Source organism: Dermabacter sp. HFH0086 (assembly GCF_000413375.1).
Classification (GTDB): domain Bacteria; phylum Actinomycetota; class Actinomycetes; order Actinomycetales; family Dermabacteraceae; genus Dermabacter; species Dermabacter hominis.
On sequence record NZ_KE340308.1, the window covers coordinates 1,662,236 to 1,680,571 of the forward strand.

At 62.6% G+C, this 18,336-nt stretch carries 14 protein-coding genes and 5 tRNA genes; 9 read left to right on the forward strand and 10 right to left on the reverse strand.

Annotated elements, in window-relative coordinates:
• Positions 1-3 precede the first annotated feature (3 nt).
• Complete coding sequence (locus HMPREF1484_RS07275; RefSeq protein ID WP_016664391.1) at positions 4-1,143, forward strand: glycosyltransferase; 1,140 nt, start codon at positions 4-6, stop codon at positions 1,141-1,143.
• Positions 1,140-1,739 carry an NUDIX hydrolase gene (locus tag HMPREF1484_RS07280; RefSeq protein WP_016664392.1) on the forward strand — a complete coding sequence of 200 codons (600 nt, stop codon included), beginning with the start codon at positions 1,140-1,142 and terminating at the stop codon, positions 1,737-1,739. Before HMPREF1484_RS07275 ends, HMPREF1484_RS07280 begins: the two co-directional genes overlap by 4 nt.
• Here HMPREF1484_RS07280 and HMPREF1484_RS07285 read toward each other — a convergent pair.
• The 9 genes from HMPREF1484_RS07285 to HMPREF1484_RS07325 form a co-directional block, all read right to left on the reverse strand.
• Entirely contained in the window at positions 1,736-2,986 is a 1,251-nt protein-coding gene (locus HMPREF1484_RS07285) for an HRDC domain-containing protein (protein WP_016664393.1), read from the reverse strand. The genes HMPREF1484_RS07280 and HMPREF1484_RS07285 overlap by 4 nt on opposite strands.
• Positions 2,987-2,993: 7 nt before the next feature.
• On the reverse strand, positions 2,994-3,602 hold the full coding sequence (locus HMPREF1484_RS07290) for a DUF3000 domain-containing protein (protein WP_040386525.1): 609 nt from the start codon (positions 3,600-3,602) through the stop codon (positions 2,994-2,996).
• A gap of 56 nt (positions 3,603-3,658) precedes the next feature.
• A complete protein-coding gene (gene msrB / locus HMPREF1484_RS07295) occupies positions 3,659-4,099 on the reverse strand; it encodes a peptide-methionine (R)-S-oxide reductase MsrB (protein WP_016664395.1) in 441 nt (146 codons plus the stop codon).
• Complete coding sequence (locus HMPREF1484_RS07300) at positions 4,096-4,884, reverse strand: dihydrofolate reductase family protein (RefSeq protein ID WP_016664396.1); 789 nt, start codon at positions 4,882-4,884, stop codon at positions 4,096-4,098. The genes msrB and HMPREF1484_RS07300 overlap by 4 nt, the downstream gene beginning before the upstream one ends.
• Positions 4,884-6,662, reverse strand: a complete 1,779-nt coding sequence (gene treZ / locus HMPREF1484_RS07305) for a malto-oligosyltrehalose trehalohydrolase (protein WP_016664397.1) — start codon at positions 6,660-6,662, stop codon at positions 4,884-4,886. The genes HMPREF1484_RS07300 and treZ overlap by 1 nt, the downstream gene beginning before the upstream one ends.
• Positions 6,663-6,666: 4 nt before the next feature.
• Complete coding sequence (gene treY, locus HMPREF1484_RS07310; RefSeq protein WP_016664398.1) at positions 6,667-9,177, reverse strand: malto-oligosyltrehalose synthase; 2,511 nt, start codon at positions 9,175-9,177, stop codon at positions 6,667-6,669.
• Between the two features lie 35 nt (positions 9,178-9,212).
• On the reverse strand, positions 9,213-11,441 hold the full coding sequence (gene glgX / locus HMPREF1484_RS07315; protein WP_016664399.1) for a glycogen debranching protein GlgX: 2,229 nt from the start codon (positions 11,439-11,441) through the stop codon (positions 9,213-9,215).
• A 140-nt stretch (positions 11,442-11,581) separates the two neighbouring features.
• Positions 11,582-11,657: transfer RNA gene (locus HMPREF1484_RS07320), tRNA-Gly, on the reverse strand.
• A 1-nt stretch (position 11,658) separates the two neighbouring features.
• Positions 11,659-11,730, reverse strand: a tRNA-Val gene (locus HMPREF1484_RS07325).
• A gap of 333 nt (positions 11,731-12,063) precedes the next feature.
• On the opposite strand from HMPREF1484_RS07325, the gene HMPREF1484_RS07330 reads away from it, so the two are divergent.
• The 4 genes from HMPREF1484_RS07330 to HMPREF1484_RS07345 all read left to right on the forward strand — a co-directional run bounded on the left by HMPREF1484_RS07330 (position 12,064) and on the right by HMPREF1484_RS07345 (position 13,277).
• Positions 12,064-12,136, forward strand: a tRNA-Gly gene (locus tag HMPREF1484_RS07330).
• Between the two features lie 22 nt (positions 12,137-12,158).
• Positions 12,159-12,229 (forward strand) — tRNA-Cys (locus tag HMPREF1484_RS07335).
• Positions 12,230-12,275: 46 nt separating this feature from the next.
• Positions 12,276-12,349, forward strand: a tRNA-Val gene (locus HMPREF1484_RS07340).
• 73 nt (positions 12,350-12,422) lie between these two features.
• Entirely contained in the window at positions 12,423-13,277 is an 855-nt protein-coding gene (locus HMPREF1484_RS07345) for an HAD family hydrolase (RefSeq protein WP_016664400.1), read from the forward strand.
• Between the two features lie 2 nt (positions 13,278-13,279).
• Here HMPREF1484_RS07345 and HMPREF1484_RS07350 read toward each other — a convergent pair whose 3' ends face one another.
• On the reverse strand, positions 13,280-14,272 hold the full coding sequence (locus HMPREF1484_RS07350) for an L-lactate dehydrogenase (RefSeq protein WP_051120708.1): 993 nt from the start codon (positions 14,270-14,272) through the stop codon (positions 13,280-13,282).
• Between the two features lie 167 nt (positions 14,273-14,439).
• Between HMPREF1484_RS07350 and thrS the strand changes: the two genes are divergently transcribed.
• Genes thrS through HMPREF1484_RS07365 form a run of 3 tightly spaced genes read left to right on the forward strand, consistent with a single transcriptional unit; the run spans position 14,440 to position 18,322 of the window.
• Complete coding sequence (gene thrS / locus HMPREF1484_RS07355; RefSeq protein ID WP_016664402.1) at positions 14,440-16,440, forward strand: threonine--tRNA ligase; 2,001 nt, start codon at positions 14,440-14,442, stop codon at positions 16,438-16,440.
• Positions 16,441-16,445: 5 nt separating this feature from the next.
• Entirely contained in the window at positions 16,446-17,048 is a 603-nt protein-coding gene (locus tag HMPREF1484_RS07360; RefSeq protein WP_040386938.1) for an HIT domain-containing protein, read from the forward strand.
• On the forward strand, positions 17,045-18,322 hold the full coding sequence (locus HMPREF1484_RS07365) for a PrsW family intramembrane metalloprotease (protein ID WP_016664404.1): 1,278 nt from the start codon (positions 17,045-17,047) through the stop codon (positions 18,320-18,322). The genes HMPREF1484_RS07360 and HMPREF1484_RS07365 overlap by 4 nt, the downstream gene beginning before the upstream one ends.
• Positions 18,323-18,336: the final 14 nt, after the last annotated feature.

The window sequence follows — 18,336 nt, forward strand, 5'->3', positions numbered from 1 at the left end:
GGCATGCGGCGTGTGATCCTCGTGCGGCCCCGCGCGGAAGGCGGTTTGCTCGCGCACGTGCGCGATGAGGCATGCGTGCTCGCTCGGGCAGGCGTACACGTTGTGGACGCGGGGGAAGCGCCGTGCTTCGACGACGCCACCTCGCATACCGCTGGGCCCGGAGTCGAACATCGGCACCTCGCGATCGCTTCGGGGGCTTCTCCGCTTGCGGCGCTTCGCGCACGGGCGAATCTGCGCGTGATCATTCGGGATGAACATCGCCGTGCACAGGGCGAACGGCTCACGGTTCATGCCCACGGCGCGCGTGCAGGAGCACTCACTGCCCTTGCGCTCATGACCGGGTTTCGCCCCCGCATTCGGCTCGTGACGACGCTTCATAATCGGATGCCGCGTACCGGCGTTGGCGCAGTCATCGGGCGAGCATTGTTCACGCTTGCCTCACGCCGTAGCGATCTTGTACTCGCGGTCTCGCCTGATCTCGCCGATGCCGCGCGCGCGAGTGGTGCACGCGCGGTTCAAAGGGCTCTCATTCCCGCTGCGCGCCCCGCGAGTTGCGGGTCGTTGCGAGCGTTCGACGGCGATGTCCTCGAGGTTCTGTGCGTCGCGCGCCTTGCTGCTCAAAAAGACCTCGCCTGCCTGTGCGAGGCAGTGCGGCTTGTGGAAGAGCAGTATCCGGGATCTCTTCGCGTAAAGATCGCGGGCGAGGGGCCGGAACGCGCACGGCTCGAAGAGTTTATCGAGAAACATGCGCTTCCCGTGGAGCTGCTTGGGCGTGTAGAGGACACCCGCGCCCTCATGCGCGAGGCGCACGTGGTGGTCCAAACGAGCGTGTGGGAAGGACAGCCGGTCGCGATTCAGGAAGCGATCGGTGAAGGCGCGGCGATCATCGCCACCGATGCCGGCGGGACGCGCTGGGTGACGGGCGAGCGCATTCCTCTCGTCGCGCCGGCGAATGCGCGCGAGCTGGCGGAACGGCTTATTGCCTTCGTGCCCGGACACCCGGGATCTGAGGAACGCCTCGACGAGCTTCGGGCTGCCTCCCGAGCACGCGCCGCTGAACTCCCAACCGAAGAGGACTTGATCGCTCAGCTCGAATCCGCGCTTTTCACGTTCGCCGACGACGAGGAGAACCAGCACTCATGACCACCTCCGAGAATTCGCTCGCCGACGATTTTTGCGCGCGACCCGTCGCTGAGAGTCGGACCGTGTATACGGGGCTCGTGTGGGATGTTGCGCGCGATACCGTCGATTTCGCGCCCGGTGTGAGGTTTACACGCGACTACGTCGCTCACACGGGCGCCGTCGCGATCCTCGCGCTCACGCCAGAGCGTGAAGTCGTCGTGATTCGCCAATATCGCCATCCGGCTCGCGCTCACATGTGGGAGCTGCCCGCTGGTCTACTCGATAAGGCCGGGGAAGACCCAGCCGTGGCAGCCGTCCGTGAACTCGAAGAAGAAACGGGCTACACGGCCGGCGCAGCGCACCACCTTCTCGATTACTACCCGAGCGCGGGCGGCTCGAACGAGAAAATCAGCGTGTATGTTGCGTTCGACTGCACGGAGGCGAAGGGCGTCGACTTCGAACGCGTCGACGAGGAAGCCGAAATCCTCACTCGTACGGTGCCCCTTGACGAGCTCGAGGATGCCGCGCTGTCAGGTCGCCTTCACAACAGTGCGCTGATCATCGCCACGCTCGCCTATACGGCACGCGTGCGCCGCGGCGAGGCCCCCGGCGCTTAACTGCGCGAGCGCGCGTACGAGCGCAGAGATTCGATGATCGCTGGCGTGACTTGAGCGGCTTGCCACGGGCGCGCGCCGACCGCTTCGAGCTCCTGCACGATCTGTTCGGGGCTCGCGTGTGGGATGCGATGCTCGGCCTCTGCACTGAAGTGATTCCACACCCAGTGGCGCATGTGACCGGGGGAGATGAGATTCTCGACGGGCATGTGAAGCTCTTCGGCGCGTGTGAGAAGCCCCTCGCGCACCTGTTTGTAGGCCTCGAGAACCTCGGGGTAGCGCCTAGACCACGAACGATGATTGGGGTAGGGGCCCAGGTCGCGCTTCGACGGCAAGTGAACGCGGGGCAGTTCTCGCGCTTCGCGGACGCATCGCCACCACTGCTCGCGGTGCTTGAGGTTCTTCGGTGCGGCGTTGTCGAACTCCTGGCGTCCCTTGCTCGAGGCTTTTGCCATGGCCACGAGTGCCTTGTCGCGCAGCACCATAAACGGCGCGACGTCCGAATTACGCGCGATTGCATCGCGCCTTTCCCACATCGATCGCGCGACCGCGAGTTGCAGGGGGCTTTTGAGCTGGCCGAGGCCGTGCAGGCCGCGCCACGGCTCGTCGGGAACTTCCGGGTGGGCGAACGTGGCTTCGAAGGCAAATTCCTCACGTGCCCACGACGTCTTGTGAGCGTCGTCGAGCATGCGTGTGAGCACGGTTTTGAGTTCGGCGAGGTACTCGACGTCGAGCGCGGCGTAGTCGAGCCACGATTCCGGAAGTGGGCGCTTGGACCAGTTGGCGCTCGAATGCTCCTTGGCAAGCCGAACTTCGAGCAGTTCTTCCGTGAGAGCCCCGAGACTCACCCTGGGAAGTCCGAGGAGGCGCGCAGCTACCTCGGTGTCGAAAAGTGCGACCGGTTCAAGCCCGAGCATGGCGAGTGAGGGAAGGTCCTGCCTCGAGGCGTGAAGAATCCACGGATGCGAGTTCATGATGTCCGTGAAGGTTCCAGGCAGTTGGCACGCGAGGGGATCAAGCAGCAATATCCCTGCCGCCTCCGTCTTGATCTGCACGAGGTAGGCCTTAGCGGAGTATCGGTAGCTCGAAGCGCGCTCGACGTCGATCGCTAGGTCCTCGTCGGCTTTGACACGCGCGCACCACTCGAGGATGCCCTGAACGGTCGTGACGAGGGGCGGCGTGCCACCCGCGGGCTTTTTAATGAGGGGCGCGCACTCGGGATCCGGCAACTGGTCGTGGGAATCAGTCATGAACGTTCTAGTGATCCTTCGAGGCTGAAAGATGAGGCGCCCTCGCGCGGTGGGACGGATGCAGAGGGCTCACGGAGAGTGGCTGGGGCGGAAGGCCACCTGCGGCGCAGAGGATCGCGGACCACGCGCCGAAATGGGCGCCGAGGTCGAGGGAGTCCGGGCTCCATGATGCGCGCATCTCGATGTCGACCGTCGTGGGGCGGGCGGCGAGTGAACCGTAGCTTTGGGAAACGACGCGCGTCACGGTACACCCAAGTTCGTGGGCTTCGGCCCCCGCAAGCTCAAGCGATTCGGTGACCCAGCTCCACGCCACATCGCCGAGCATGGACTCGAGCGCGAACTCGTGTTCGAGCTGGGCTTGCATCAAGGTGACGATTCGTGCGCGACCGCTCCAGTCCTCCCTGCCCTCAGGGTCGTAGAGCACGATGAACTTTCCGCTCGCGAGATCAGCGTCGTGCATGACGACATCGGCCTCGGCTGCCCACGAAAAGGGAGCGAGTCTGGAAGGAGCGGGAATCTCCTCCCACTTGACCTCGTGGCGAATGGGCGCAGCGGTGAGCGCATCGATCGCGCTCACGAATTCCTCGCGTTCCTGGGGAAAGTGATGAATGGCCACGGCCGCTAACTTATCGTTGACTTACCGCGTCGTGGCGGAGGCGCGCCGCGCCTCCATCAGTGCGCAGCCGGGTCCTCGTTTTCGCTGTGCACGAGGCAAATGGAATTGATGCAATAGCGTTCGTCGGTTGGGGTGGGGAAACCCTCGCCGGTGAAGACATGCCCGAGGTGTGATCCACATGAAGCACAGCGCACCTCGGTCCGTACCATTGCGAGGCTGCGATCCTCGATAAGTTCCACGCGGTCGCTCTCGGCTGGGGCCCAGAAAGCGGGCCACCCGCAGTGCGCGTTGAACTGTTCGCTTGCGCGGAACAACTCGGCCCCGCAGGCCCGGCACGCATACGTGCCCGCTGAGCGCACCTCTTCGTATTCACCCGTGAAGGGCCGCTCGGTTCCAGCCTCACGCAAAACGTGGTACTCATCGGGGCTGAGGCGCTTGCGCCATTCGTCGTTCGTAAGCGAGATCGGGTAGCGGCCATCGCCGAGAGGCACGTTCATGGAGTCTCCTTGGGGTGAGTGCGGACGTAGCGTTCGATCTGGGCGCCGGGACTGTGGAAGAGATCCGCGAGGCGCCACGCGAGGTGGTGTGCGCTTCCGACGCTTGCGCGCGGCGCATCGCCTCCCACGGTAATCGCCGAGCGCGTCCAGACAAGTTCATCGAACGCTTCATCCTCGGCAAACATTCCATTTACCCGCGGGCCGCCCTCGACTTGAATGCCGAGAAATCCACGCTCTGCGAGTGCGCGTACGATCTCTTGGGCACGGCCCGCCTCGATAATGGCCTCGCTTTCAAAGCCACTGACACGGGCAACGTGAGTTCCGCGGCCAGGTGGACAGATGAGGAACGTCGGCCAGGCTTGGTCAATGTGCTCGGGAATCTCGCCGCTCGTCGTCACGATCGCGAGTGCGGGGAACTCCGCGCCGCGAGGACGTAGCGCCTCGGTGCGAAGCGCGGGCCGGCCAGAGGGACGACGGTAGTCTTCGCTGCGCACCGTATTGGCGCCGCACACGATGATGTCCGCAAGCGCCCGAAGAACAGTGAGAGTGAAAAAATCCCACGGGTTCGAGAGCGAGGCTGACGTCCCATCGCCCCCCGCGATCGCGCCGTCAAGGCTCTGGTTCATCATCGAGCGCACGTGGACGCGGTCCGAGGGAAATGCGAGCAGGCTACCGAGCGCGCGGGCGCCCTCATCGTCGAGGCGAAACTCCTCGGGCGTAACCGGGACACCGGCGCCAATGAGGCGGGTGAGCGGCGTGTTTTTATCGTGAGCGTGTGAAGCCATCAGGCGTCGGACCTTTCGAATACGAGCACTCCCGCACCGTCGAGCGTGAGCGCGCGACCATCACTTTCCCCACCGAAGGAGGCGAGCACCTGCACGCGGGAGCCTGGCTCCCATGTCACGGGTGCGTCCCCGCGCGAGGCGAGCACGCCGATGCGTCCGCGATGCATGAGGATTGCCCCCTCGCTGAGAACGTCCACCACGATCGAGTCGAATGCGCCTTTCTGGATGTCAGAATTCTTGCGCCGCAGCGAAAGAAGCGCCCGGTAAAACTCGAGCAGCGCCTCGTGTTCGCCGCTTTCGGCTTCACTCCAGTCGAGGAATGACTCCTCAAAGGTTGAGCGTGCCTGCGGATCGGGGACCGCATCGCTCCACCCCATGCGCGCAAACTCTTCCTTTCGACCTGCGCTGACGAGCGGGCCGATCCTTTCCCCGTGGTCGCTAAAGAATGCGAAGGGGGTTCGCGCGCCCCACTCCTCGCCCATGAAGAGCATCGGCGTGCTCGCGCCCAGCAGGTAGAGCGAGGCGATCGCCGCATGCGCGCCATAACCGATTGTGTCGGTGATGCGGTCGCCCGATGCCCTGTTGCCCACCTGGTCGTGGTCCTGGATGAAGGCGACGAAGGCGTGAGCATCGTAGTGCGCACTCGCGGCGTCGACCTTCGCCCCCCAGTTCTTCCGCCTGAAGGTCGAATAGGACCCATCGTGCTCAAAGATGCGCTCGAGGGTCTTTTTCACGCCGGCCGCCGCGCCGAAATCGACGTAGTAGCCCGCGCGTTCGCCGGTCGCCCACGCATGAAGATGGTGGTGGATGTCGTCCGCCCATTGAGCGTGCATGCCGAAACCACCTTCGGCGACGGGGGTCACCATCGCGGGGTCGTTCAGATCGGACTCCGCGATGAGGGTAAGCGGGCGAGCGACCTCTCTGCTCATATCCGCAACCGCGCTCGATAGTTCCGCGAGAATGTGCGTGGGGGAGTGATCTCGAAGGGCGTGCACTGCATCGAGTCGAAGGCCGTCGAGGTGGAAGTCGATGAGCCACTGGCGCGCGTTCTGAACAACAAACGCCCTCACCTCGGCACCTTCTTCGGCATCGAAATTGATAGCGGGCCCCCACGGGGTGGTATGCGTGTGCGTGAAGTAGGGGCCGAATTCCCCAAGGTAATTTCCGTCGGGACCGAGGTGGTTGTAAACGACGTCGACGATGACGGCAAGCCCGCGCTCGTGCGCAGCGTCGATGAACCGCGCGAACGCTTCGGGCCCGCCGTAGGCCTCATGGGTAGCGAAAAGGCCGACGCCGTCATAGCCCCAACCGCGCTCGCCAGGAAACGCCGCGACAGGCATCACTTCAACGGCGTCGACGCCGAGCTCTACAAGCGCATCCAGGCGCGTGATCGCTGAGTCGAAGGTCCCCGACGCACCGGTATCTCGATCCGCCGCGAACGTTCCGATGTGAAGCTCGTAAATGACTTTCCCACGAAGATCCATGCCCTCCCACGGAGCCGTGAAGGTGAATGTGCGCGGGTCGACGACCTCGCTTAAGGCGTGGACGCCCTCGGGTTGCGCCAGTGCGCGTGGATCCGGCAGCGCGACGGAGGAGTCGTCGAGAAGAAAGCCGTAGCGATCGCCCGGGTGTGCCTCGACCCCTGGGGCATGCCACCAGCCACCCTCCCCGCGTTCCATGGTGATTTCGCGGCGCTTTCCCTCGAACCGGGGTTCGAGTGCAAGCGTGACCGTGCCGGCCTTCGGCGCCCATACCTCGAAACGCGAATAGTCTCTCATCGGCCTATCCTTCCGAGTGCTCCGGTTTTTCCCGTACAAGGAGCGCGACGGGCCATTCGCGCACGAGGGAGGCGAGTTCGACAGCGCCGCCGTCCACACGCTCCCCGGTGAGGACGTTTGTGTAGCGCCCTTCATCGACGACGATCCGTGCTTTGGTGCACCCGGGTCCCTGCGAAGCCTCCACGTGCGGCAAGCGTGTGGCGATAACCACGACATTGGCGGGGCTATCCGTGCATCCACGGGCGAAAGCGATCGTGTGGGAGGACGTCGTTGGCAGCGGCGTGTAGGTGGCATCCGGGCCGACGAACGACTCGCGGTGGTGCCGTCGCGTGTCAAGAGCGCGTGAGACGAGGAGGAGCTTTTCATCGGCGATGCCCTCGGGTGCCGCACCTGACAGGAGGTCCTCGAGCCGCGCCGCGTGCGCCGCGTGGTCGACTGGGCGTCGGTTATCGGGATCGACGAGGCTCAAGTCAACAGTCTCATTGCCTTGATACACATCGGGCACACCGGGCATCGTGAGCTGGAGGAGTTTCTGGCCGAGAATAGCAGCGCGCTGCGAATCGAACGTCAGCGAGGTCCACTCGTCGAGGATCGCCCGCACGTCGTCGTTCCCGAGAGCCCACAGGGCAAAGTCGCGGATTTCGCGCTCGTACTCATCGTTGCCATCGACCCATCCCGTATGGACCTTTGCCTCGCGCATGGCCTTCTCGAGGTACTCCGCCAGGCGTTCCTCGCTCAGCGACGCAAGCCGCGAGCCGGGTAGGTCCCACATCCCCGCAAGCGTCTGCCACACAAAATACTCAAACGGCGCATCGACGAGCGGTCCTCGCTTCTGTGCGCTCACGGCATGGAGGCGAGCCACGTGTGTGGACCATTCCGACGGATACTCGGTGAGCGACGCGAGCCTTGCGCGTACGTCCTCGCTGCGCTTCGTATCGTGCGTAGAGAGCGTCGTCATCGATGTGGGGAAAGTCCCGAGCATCCGCTCGCAGAAGTGATGAAACTCTTCGGGATCCACGCCAATGCGGTTCGGGTCGGCACCCACCTCGTTGACTGCCAGGAGCCGGTGGTACCGGTAGAAAGCTGTGTCCTCAAGGGACTTCGCGTGAACCGGCCCGCACGTTTGAGCGAAACGCGTGACAAACTCCGCGCGCAGCGGATCGAGTGAACCGTCGGACGTGAACTGCCCCTGACCACCCGCAAATGCCGTGACGATCTCGAGAGCGGCACGATCCCCCTCGTCGTCACCGGTGGCCAAGGCTGCTCGATCTGCGGCCTCGGCAAGCACCTGGCGCTCACACGCGGGGGCCTTCTCCCCGGGGACTATATAGGCGCGGTAGCGATCCATCGCCATGAGGAGCTGGATGATCGCGTGTTCGAGCTGCCGCTCGGTCGTATCGCGCAGCATTATGTCGGCATCACAGATCCGCTGGGCGAGATCGACGAGACGTGCAATTTCGGCCCACAGCGAGGTGTCGATGACCTCCTTGGCGCTCTCGCGAGTGATCTCGTCGAAGGAGCGCGAATCGTGGGTGAATGTCCGCCACGTGTGCGTGAGGGCTGCCGCGCCCGCAGGGTCGTGGAAAAGGCCCTGGACGCGCCAGAGGGCGTCGTAACCCGTCGTTCCGGCGACGGGAAAGTCCGGTGGGAGCGACTCGTTGCCTTCGAGAATCTTTTCGATCACGGTCCATGCGCCACCGGTGGCGCTCTCGAGGCGCCGCAGATACCCGCGCGGGTCGGCAAGGCCATCGGGATGATCGATCCGATACCCGTCGATCACGCCCTCCGATTGCAAGCGCAGGAGGGTCGCGTGAGTCGCGTCGAAGACTGCACGGTCTTCAACCTTGAGGGCCGCGAGAGTCTGGACGTCGAAAAAGCGGCGATAGTTCAACTCGTCATTGGCGACCCTCCAATAGGCAAGGCGGTAGTGCTGGGCCTCGAGAAGATCCACGATTGGCAGATTCTCGGTGCCCTCGGCGAGAGGGAACACATGATCGAAGTATCGAAGGACATGCTCGATTCGCCGCGAGCCATCAGGCTGAGGAACCTCCGCGGTCCCTCGCTTGAGCTCATCGTCGAGAATCGTCGCGCCGACCGGGCGGCCGAGAACCGGCAGGAGAATTCCGTGCTCCGCGTGAGGATCACTATCGAACCACGACGCGTAGGGGCTCGATGCCCCATCCCGCAAGAAAGACCACAGCGCGTGGTTATGCCACATGGGGGTGGGGATCGCCATGTGGTTGGGGACGACGTCGACGATGAGGCCCATACCTCGCTCATGGAGAGCATCTGCGAGCCCCCGCAGATCCTCTTCGCCACCGTTATCCATGCTCACGCGGGAATGATCCACGACGTCGTAGCCATGCATGGACCCCGGCGCCGCCTGCAAGATCGGTGAAATAAACGCGTGACTCACCCCGAGTCGCTCCAGGTACGGCACGAGTCGTGTCGCATCTTGGAAGGTGAATTCAGGCGTGATCTGAAGCCTGTACGTGCTGATTGGCGCGCCGGGCATGGGCCCTCCTTCGTCGTGGGTGCGCTGTGGCTCCGTCAGAGCGCGGGGCCCTCGTCGGTACCTGGATCATTCGGCGCCGTGGGCGTCAAAACGGATGTGGGAGGAGACAGGGGAGTTGAGAGAGCCGTCGCGTCATCCTCTTCTCCCGGGGGCGTCATGGGGGCCCTGCCGAGCACGAGCGTCGTGTAGGCAGGGCGAATGAGGACCTCGCCCGCCTTGACGGTATCGCCGGGGCTGAGCGACGCAGAGGTTTCTGCCGTGACCGTCCACTCTTCGCCATACTCGCCCTCCGGGATCGTGAACTCCACGTCCGTCTCGGAGGCGTTGAACATGAGGAGCGCGGAATCATCGACGATGTGTTCGCCTCGCGTGTTCGGCTCGGGGATCGCACTTCCGTTAAAGAACACCGTGAGGCACTTTGCCACCGGATCGTTCCATTCCTCATCGGTCATGGGGGTGCCGTCGACTCCGAGCCACGCGACATCGGGCAGGCTCGAGGACGCTCCGTCGCGGACCTCGCCCAAGAGAAAGCGCCGGCGACGGAAAATAGGGTGCGAGCGCCGCAGCTCGATAAGCATGCGCGTGAAGTTCAGCATGTCCTGCTGGCGCGTGCTGATCTCCCAATTCATCCACGCGATCTCGTTGTCCTGGCAGTACACGTTGTTATTGCCCATTTGGGTGCGGCCGAGCTCGTCGCCGTGAAGGATCATGGGAACACCCTGGCTGAGGAGCAGGGTGGCCATCATGTTTTTCATGCGCTGGAGGCGGAGGTCGAGAATCGCCTCGTCATCCGTGGCACCTTCCGCCCCCGAGTTCCACGAACGGTTATTCGATTCGCCGTCGTTGCCGCCCTCGCCATTGTCCTCGTTATGCCTCTCGTTGTAGCTCACGAGATCTCGCAAGGTAAATCCGTCGTGGGCGGTAAGGAAATTGACGGAGGCGATGGGCGTGCGGCCCGTGTGCTGATAGAGATCGCTCGAGCCAGCAAACCGATTTGCGAACTTTGCGAGCATGCCTGACTCACCGCGGTGGAAGTCGCGCATGGCATCGCGGTATTTACCGTTCCACTCCGACCACAGGGGAGGGAAGCCACCGACCTGATATCCGCCCTCGCCGAGATCCCACGGCTCCGCGATGAGCTTGACCTGCGAAATAATTGGGTCCTGCTGGATGATGTCGAAGAAGCTCGAGAGCCGATCTACCTCGTGCAGCTCGCGGGCAAGAGTCGAGGCGAGGTCGAAGCGGAAGCCATCAACGTGCATCTCGGTAATCCAGTACCGAAGCGAATCCATGATGAGCTGAAGCACGTGCGGGGTGCGCATGCGAAGGCTGTTGCCCGTGCCGGTCGTGTCGTAATAGTGCGTGAGATCGTCGTCGACGAGGCGGTAGTAATTGGCGTTGTCGATTCCGCGGAAGCACAGGGTTGGGCCTAAGTGATTGCCCTCAGCGGTGTGGTTGTAGACCACATCGAGAATGACCTCGATACCCGCCGCGTGAAGGTTCTTCACCATTTGCTTGAACTCTTGGACCTGCTGGCCGGTCTCGCCCGCATACGCGTACTCGTTGTGCGGCGCGAAGAAGCCGATCGTGTTGTAGCCCCAGTAGTTGCGAAGTCCGCGATCCTGAAGGTGACCGTCCTGAACAAACTGGTGCAACGGCAAGAACTCAACCGCCGTGACCCCGAGGGACTTGAGGTAATCGATCGCGACCGGGTGCCCCATCGCCACGTAGGTGCCCCGGATACTCTCGGGGATATCCGGGTGCGTAGCCGTGAAGCCTTTGAGATGCGCCTCGTAAATGATCGAATCGTGGTACTCGTGGGCCGGAGGATGGTCGTTGCCCCAATCAAAGTAGGGCGAGACGACGACTGAATGCATCGTGTGATCCTTCGAGTCCAGGTTGCTCATCTGCGAAGGATCGTCGAGCTCGTAACTGAGCAGGCTCGCGTCCGTGTCGGGCATGCCCGCGATTGCGCGCGCGTACGGGTCGAGAAGGAGTTTCGAGGGATCGCAGCGGTGCCCGGCCGCCGGATCATAGGGGCCATGGACCCTGAATCCGTAGCGTTGACCCGGCTGGACGGCTGGAAGATACACGTGCCACACGAAGGCATCGACTTCCGTCATTTCTACACGTCGTTCCGAAAAGTCGTCGCCGATGAGGCAAAGTTCGACTCTCTCGGCAACTTCTGAGTAGAGGGCGAAGTTCGTGCCGCTTCCGTCGAAGGTTGCACCGAGCGGGTACGGGGAGCCTGGCCAAATCTGCACTGTCGAAGAATCCTTGCGCTGAGGCAGCCAATGGCTGCGCGAAAACATGTGTGTATCGACATTGTGGCCCGATGGGCTGGCAGAAGCCCGAAGTTTCGTGGAATGAGAAAGGCCCCGTGCACGTGCACGGGGCCTTGAAGTGGAGCGGATGACGGGACTCGAACCCGCGACCCTCACCTTGGCAAGGTGATGCTCTACCAACTGAGCCACATCCGCGTGGGCGATACTGGGATCGAACCAGTGACCTCTTCCGTGTGAAGGAAGCGCGCTACCACTACGCCAATCGCCCGCATAAGAGCCGGCGGAAACTCGCCTGTTCGCTCTTTGCGACTAGACAACAATACACCACCGGCGCGCGGCCCCAAATTGTGGTGGGGTTCGTGACGGTCTTTTGTGGTGAGGCTCGCAAGTGTGGCGCTCGCTCGCGGCTCGCGCTGCGCTATGAAGCTCCTTGCGCTGCGTCATGAAGCTCTATGGCTGGAAAATCGCCCGTGAGGGGCGAGTTGACACGCTCGCAAAGCTGCTCGAGGTGATTTGAGTCAAAAGCGGGCGGCCTACTTTGCGCGGAACGCGATCCTGACGTAATGTATCTATTCGTTGGTTCGAGAGATCGACCAAAAATGCGGATGTGGCTCAGTTGGTAGAGCATCACCTTGCCAAGGTGAGGGTCGCGGGTTCGAGTCCCGTCATCCGCTCTGGAATCTCAGGTTTCCACGTGGTGGGTTGGCCGAGAGGCGAGGCAGCGGCCTGCAAAGCCGTATACACGGGTTCGAATCCCGTACCCACCTCTCGTGTGGCCCGCAGCCACGCAAAATAGACCGCACGGTCTCATAAGGGCGATTGGCGCAGTTGGTTAGCGCGTTTCCTTGACACGGAAGAGGTCGCTGGTTCGAGTCCAGTATCGCCCACAGATAAAGACGCCCCGCGGGGCGTCTTTTTTATTGTCATCTCTCGTTTCCCTTGCCGTGAGAGAGTACAAGTATGAGCGGACAGCACGCACTCTTTCTCGACTTCGACGGCACACTTGCCGACCACGGAATCGTCCCTAAGGCTCACGTCGACGCCCTGAAACGAGTTCGAGAGGCCGGCCACCTCGCCTTCCTCTGCACGGGCCGCCCCCATTCCCTCATCCCGCACGATGTCGAAGTCGCACTTGATGGAGTGATCGGCTCTGCGGGTGCCTATGTGAAAATTGGCGATACGATTCTTGAGGATTCGCGATTTCCCGATGACCTCGCCGAGCGCACACTGCGCGTTCTTGAGGAAGCGGGCACTTTCCCGTTTGTACTCGAATCCCCCGAGGCAACCGTCGGAAATAGCACCGCCGAACGGTACATTCGCGAGCGCCTCACGCGTTCCTTCCAAAAATCAGGGAAGCTGCCCGCAAAAGAGGAGGGGACTCTGGGCGGGGGAGCGTCAGAGTTGCTCGATGCCTTCGTTCTGCGCGACGATCTCGCAGGTATCTCGTTCGCCAAGGTAGTCGCGTGGCAAATCCCGATGAGCATCACCGAGGTCGCCCGCAAGATTGGTCCCGAAGTGCGCGACATGCCCTACTCGATCGGCGACGATAAAGAAACCTCCGGCGAACTCCAGCTCGCGGCGATCGACAAGATTGACGGCGTGAAGCGTGTGCTCGAGCACGTGGGCATCCCGCTCGAGCGTGCCGTGGGATTCGGCGACGGCGTGAACGATGTCGGCATGCTTAGCGGGGTGGGAGTCCCGGTGCCGGTCGAGGGGTCTGACGCCTCCCGCGCCATCAGCGACCCTGCTTATGTCATGAGTGGGCCGCGCGAAGGCGGTCTTGCCGACGCGCTCGAAAAGCTGGGACTCGTGTAGCCCTACTCGAGCTCGAGGCCGAGCTCCTCCTGGATGGCGGAAAGCTGACCGGCCGACGCCCTCAACAGATGGGTTTCGTGCTCATCGAGCGGAATGTCGAGCACGCGCTCGACACCGCCACGGCCCACGACGCTCGGGACGCTCATCGCCACACCGCTGACGCCACGGTAGTCATTCAGGACCGTCGAGACCGTCAGCACGGCTTTTTCGTCATTAATGATGGCCTCGCAAATCCGGGCCGCGGAAACCCCGATCGCCAGGTTTGTTGCGCCCTTGCCCTGGATGATTTGGTACGCCGAATTTGCGACCTCGTCGCGCACCGCGTCCAGTTCGGCCTCGGTGAAGGCGAGGGAACCGTCGGAATTCCTCCACTCGCGAAGCGGAATGCCGCCGATATTGGCGTTTGACCACACGGCAAACTCGCTATCGCCGTGTTCACCAATAATGCGTGCGTGCACGCTGCGTGGGTTCACGCCGATCCGCTTGCTCAAGAGCCATTTGAGCCGGCTCGAATCCAGAACGGTTCCCGAGCTAAAGATGCGAGACGGATCGAGTCCAGTGGCCTGCTGGGCGGCAACCGTGAGGACATCGCACGGATTCGTGACGAGCATGAACATCGCTTCGGGCGCCTGCTCGAGAAGCTGCGGCATAAGGGAGCGAAGAATCTTGACGTTGGTGCCCGCAAGATCGAGACGGGTCTGGCCGGGCTTTTGACGCGCACCAGCGGTGATCACGACGACGTCGGCGTCGGCCACGCACGAAATGTCGCTCCCGCCAAGGATCGTCGCTCCTGAACCGAACTGTGCGCCGTGAGCGAGATCGAGAACCTCGGCCTCGGCCTTAGCGGTCGCGAGGTCGTACAGGGCAATCGTCTGCGCGCTCCCGCGCAGCATCGCGGCGTACGCGACGGACGAGCCCACACTGCCGGCGCCGATCACGGCGATCTTGGTGGGGCGAGTGGAGGGAGATCCAGCTGAAACAAGGGGAGCAGTCATGTTTTTATGGTTCGCTAGCGCGAGGCCCTTTGGCAAGTGAGTGATCCTCTTTTCACACGATCGATTCCCTCTCGCAGGCGCAGAAACCTTGAGACCTCACTCGTTAGACTGGGCGGTGGAGCCGGCAGTGTAGGTCGGTTCGCACCCGAGAACTAAAGGAGTCATCCGTGTCCCAGCTTTCCATCGTCCTCGACGGCTCACCCACCACGATCGAGCAGGGGACCACGGGAGAAACGCTGTACGAGGGTCGCCGCGAGATCGTCGCCCTGCGCATCAACGGCGAACTGAAGGACCTGTACATCGCGCCCGCCGAAGGCGACACCGTCGAGGGCGTGGACATCGCGAGTGAGGATGGCCTCAACATTCTGCGTCACTCGTGCGCACACGTTCTCGCGCAGGCCGTTCAGCGTCGCGACAGCAACGCCAAGCTCGGTATCGGCCCGTTTATTACGGACGGCTTCTACTATGACTTCGACGTCGCCGAGCCTTTCACCCCCGAAGATCTCAAAGCGATCGAGAAGGACATGCAGCGTATCGTCAAGGAAGGGCAGCGCTTCCAGCGCCGCGACATCGATGACGCCGACGCGCGTGAAGAGGAAAAGGACGAGCCGTACAAGCTTGAGCTGATTGGCCTGAAATCGAATGCCGATACCGCCGCCGAAGGCGCGAGCGTCGAAGTCGGCGACGGTGGCCTCACGATGTACGACAATGTGAATAAGAAGGGCGAGGTCGTGTGGACCGACCTGTGCCGCGGGCCGCACCTGCCCTCGACGCGCCTCATCGGCAATGGCTTCTCCCTCATGCGCTCCGCAGCCGCCTACTGGCGCGGCAGTGAAAAGAACCCCATGCTCCAGCGCATCTATGGAACGGCGTGGGCGACGAAGGACGACCTGAAGGCCTACAAGTTCCGCCTCGAGGAAGCGCAAAAGCGCGATCACCGCAAGCTGGGCAGCGAGCTCGACTTGTTCAGCTTCCCCGATGAAATCGGCTCTGGCCTTGCCGTGTTCCACCCCAAGGGCGCCATGGTACGCATGGAGATGGAAAACTACTCCCGTCAGCGGCACGTTGAGGCCGGGTACGACTTCGTGTATACCCCTCACGCGACCAAAGGGCAGCTCTTCGAAACCTCCGGGCACCTCGACTGGTATCGCGACGGCATGTACCCCCCGATGCATCTCGATGAAGAACGCGATGCTGAGGGCAACGTCACCAAGCAGGGCCAGGACTACTATCTCAAGCCCATGAACTGCCCGATGCACAATCTCGTGTTCGCCGCCCGCGGGCGCTCCTACCGTGAGCTTCCCCTGCGACTGTTCGAGTTCGGCACCGTGTACCGCAACGAAAAGAGCGGCGTGATCCACGGTCTCACGCGTGCGCGGGGTTTCACCCAGGATGACGCCCACATTTACTGCACGCGCGAGCAGATGCGCGATGAGCTCACAACGCTTCTGACCTTCGTGCTCGACCTGCTCAAGGATTACGGCCTCGACGACTTCTATCTCGAACTGTCGACGAAGAACCCCGAGAAGTTCGTGGGTAGCGATGACGTGTGGGAAGAGGCGACGCGAACGCTCGAAGAAGTCGCGACCGCCTCCGGGCTCGATCTCGTTCCCGATCCGGGTGGCGCAGCGTTCTACGGCCCCAAGATTTCCGTTCAGGCGAAAGATGCGATTGGGCGCACGTGGCAGATGTCGACCATTCAGCTCGACTTCAACCTGCCCGAACGCTTCGATCTCGAATACACGGCGCCTGACGGCTCGCGCCAGCGACCCGTCATGATCCATCGCGCGCTCTTCGGCTCCATCGAGCGCTTTTTCGGTGTTCTCACCGAGCACTACGCGGGTGCCTTCCCCGTGTGGCTCGCGCCGGTGCAGGTCGTGGGGATTCCCGTAGCGGGAGAATTCGTGCCCTACCTCGAGGAGGTTGCAGCGAAGCTTCGCGCTCACGGCGTGCGCGTCGAAGTCGATGCGTCTGATGACCGCATGCAGAAGAAGATCCGCAACCACACCAAGGAAAAGGTGCCGTACATGCTGATCGCTGGCGGTGAGGATCGCGACGCCGGAGCCGTGAGCTTCCGCATGCGCGACGGAAGCCAGGACAACGGCATTCCGGTTGACGATGCAGTCGAGCGCATCCTCGAAGCGATCCGCACGAAGGCTCAAGTGTGAACCCGATGAACGGTGAGCAGGAGGCTCGAGTCGGGGAGGCCTTCGAGGACGCCCACGCATTCGCCGGCACCCCCGACTCCCTCCAGCGCCTGTGGACACCGCACCGCGTGGCATACATTCAGGGGGAGGGGAAACCCTCGAGCGCGGAGGCTACCGACGAATGCCCGTTTTGCACGGGGCCGGACAAGAGCGATGAGGACGCACTTATCGTTCACCGAGGCGACTTCGCGTTCGTGATTCTCAATCTTTTCCCCTACAACTCCGGGCACCTTCTCGTGTGCCCCTACCGTCACGTGAGCGACTACACCGACCTCACGCGCGAGGAATACCTCGAAATCGCGGAGCTCACGCGAACGGCGATGCGCGTGGTACGTGCCGTGTCCAATCCCGCGGGCTTCAACCTCGGGATGAACCAGGGAGAGGTTGCCGGGGCTGGAATCGCCGCGCACCTTCACCAGCACGTCGTACCGCGGTGGCTCGGCGATGCGAATTTCCTTCCAATCGTGGGGCGCACCAAGGCCCTCCCGTTCCTGCTCTCGCACACACGCGACATGTTTGCTGAAGCGTGGCCCGAGGCAGGGAAGAAAGGCGCAAAGGAGCACACGTGAGCACTACAGGGCAGTCGCGCGGCTACGGCTACGACGTTTACCGCGATGTCCCTGAGGACATCGCCCATGCGATGCCATCGTTCGGGGAACGTGCGAAAAAGAAGCCGCGCGGCAAGGTCGCCACGTGGATCATCTTTTTTCTCGCCTTTCTCGCGCTCGCCATCACCGCACTGCTGCTCTTCTACTTTGTGATCCTGCCGCAGGGGATTGGGACGAGCCTCGTCTCGCTCACGGCCGCCCTCGTACCGTTCGGCATTGTGCTCAGCGCCGTGTGGTGGCTTGACCGTAATACCCCTCAGCCGCGCTTCACAAAGACCTATGCCTATTTGTGGGGATCTATCGGCTCCATTGCCATGACGTATATTTTCGGCACGGCCGTCATCTTTTTGATCGCCATGCAGGCCAAGGATGCAAGCTCTCAGGAATTCCTCGCGGTGGCATTCCAGGCCCCGGTCGTCGAGGAGTCGACGAAGGCGTTTGGGCTCGTGCTGCTCCTCCTTTTCGGGCGGCGCTACATTTCTGGGACGATCGACGGCGTTATTTACGCGATGCTCATCGCTGCTGGCTTCGCCTTTACCGAAAACATCACGTATTTCGCACGGTCATTCGCGGCTGCTCAAGTCGAGGGTAACTCGACTGTTTTCTGGCAGACCTTCTTCTTACGTGGGCTTCTTTCACCGTTTGCGCACGCGAGTTTCACCTCGCTCGTCGGGCTCGGTGTCGGTATCGCGGCGGAGCGCCGGAGCCTTCCTCTCTACTTTTTCTTAGGAGCCGGCGGACTGAGTCTCGGTATGGGCCTGCATGCCCTGTGGAATGGCGGTTCGATGCTCCTCGCACTCAATGGCGTGACGAGTCTGAAAGGGCTTTTGTTCTGGTACGCGATCATCGAGGTGCCGATCTTCCTCACACTTGCGCTGCTCTTCATTTTCCTTCGTTGGCGCGAGAGGCGGATTCTGCGCTGGCGTCTTTCCGACTACGGGCGTGCCGGGTGGTTTACCCCGAGCGAGGTTGACATGCTCGTGGGCCTGCGCCGCCGTCGCCGCGCCGTGGCCTGGGCCGCAAGCTATGGAGCAGTTACCGCTTGGTCGATGAAAGAGTTCCAGCGCGTGGCGCTGCGCCTCGCCGCACAGCGGCAAGCTGCGCTTGCGGGACACACGTCCTCCAGGATCAAGGAATCCGAAGCCATGTTGCTTTCGCAACTGACTGAAACGCGACGAGTGCTGGCCGCGCTCACGTATCCGGTTGCGCCGGCGCGTACAATGGTTCAGCGATAATTTCCGAAGAATGA

Bases quoted from the DNA above. Each gene is read 5' to 3' on its own strand.
- HMPREF1484_RS07275 (WP_016664391.1), top strand. From the start codon at position 4: ATGCGGCGTGTGATCCTCGTGCGGCCCCGCGCGGAAGGCGGTTTGCTC.
- HMPREF1484_RS07280 (WP_016664392.1), top strand. From the start codon at position 1,140: ATGACCACCTCCGAGAATTCGCTCGCCGACGATTTTTGCGCGCGACCC.
- HMPREF1484_RS07285 (WP_016664393.1), bottom strand. From the start codon at position 2,986: ATGACTGATTCCCACGACCAGTTGCCGGATCCCGAGTGCGCGCCCCTC.
- msrB (WP_016664395.1), bottom strand. From the start codon at position 4,099: ATGAACGTGCCTCTCGGCGATGGCCGCTACCCGATCTCGCTTACGAAC.
- HMPREF1484_RS07300 (WP_016664396.1), bottom strand. From the start codon at position 4,884: ATGGCTTCACACGCTCACGATAAAAACACGCCGCTCACCCGCCTCATT.
- treZ (WP_016664397.1), bottom strand. From the start codon at position 6,662: ATGAGAGACTATTCGCGTTTCGAGGTATGGGCGCCGAAGGCCGGCACG.
- treY (WP_016664398.1), bottom strand. From the start codon at position 9,177: ATGCCCGGCGCGCCAATCAGCACGTACAGGCTTCAGATCACGCCTGAA.
- HMPREF1484_RS07345 (WP_016664400.1), top strand. From the start codon at position 12,423: ATGAGCGGACAGCACGCACTCTTTCTCGACTTCGACGGCACACTTGCC.
- HMPREF1484_RS07350 (WP_051120708.1), bottom strand. From the start codon at position 14,272: ATGACTGCTCCCCTTGTTTCAGCTGGATCTCCCTCCACTCGCCCCACC.
- HMPREF1484_RS07360 (WP_040386938.1), top strand. From the start codon at position 16,446: ATGAACGGTGAGCAGGAGGCTCGAGTCGGGGAGGCCTTCGAGGACGCC.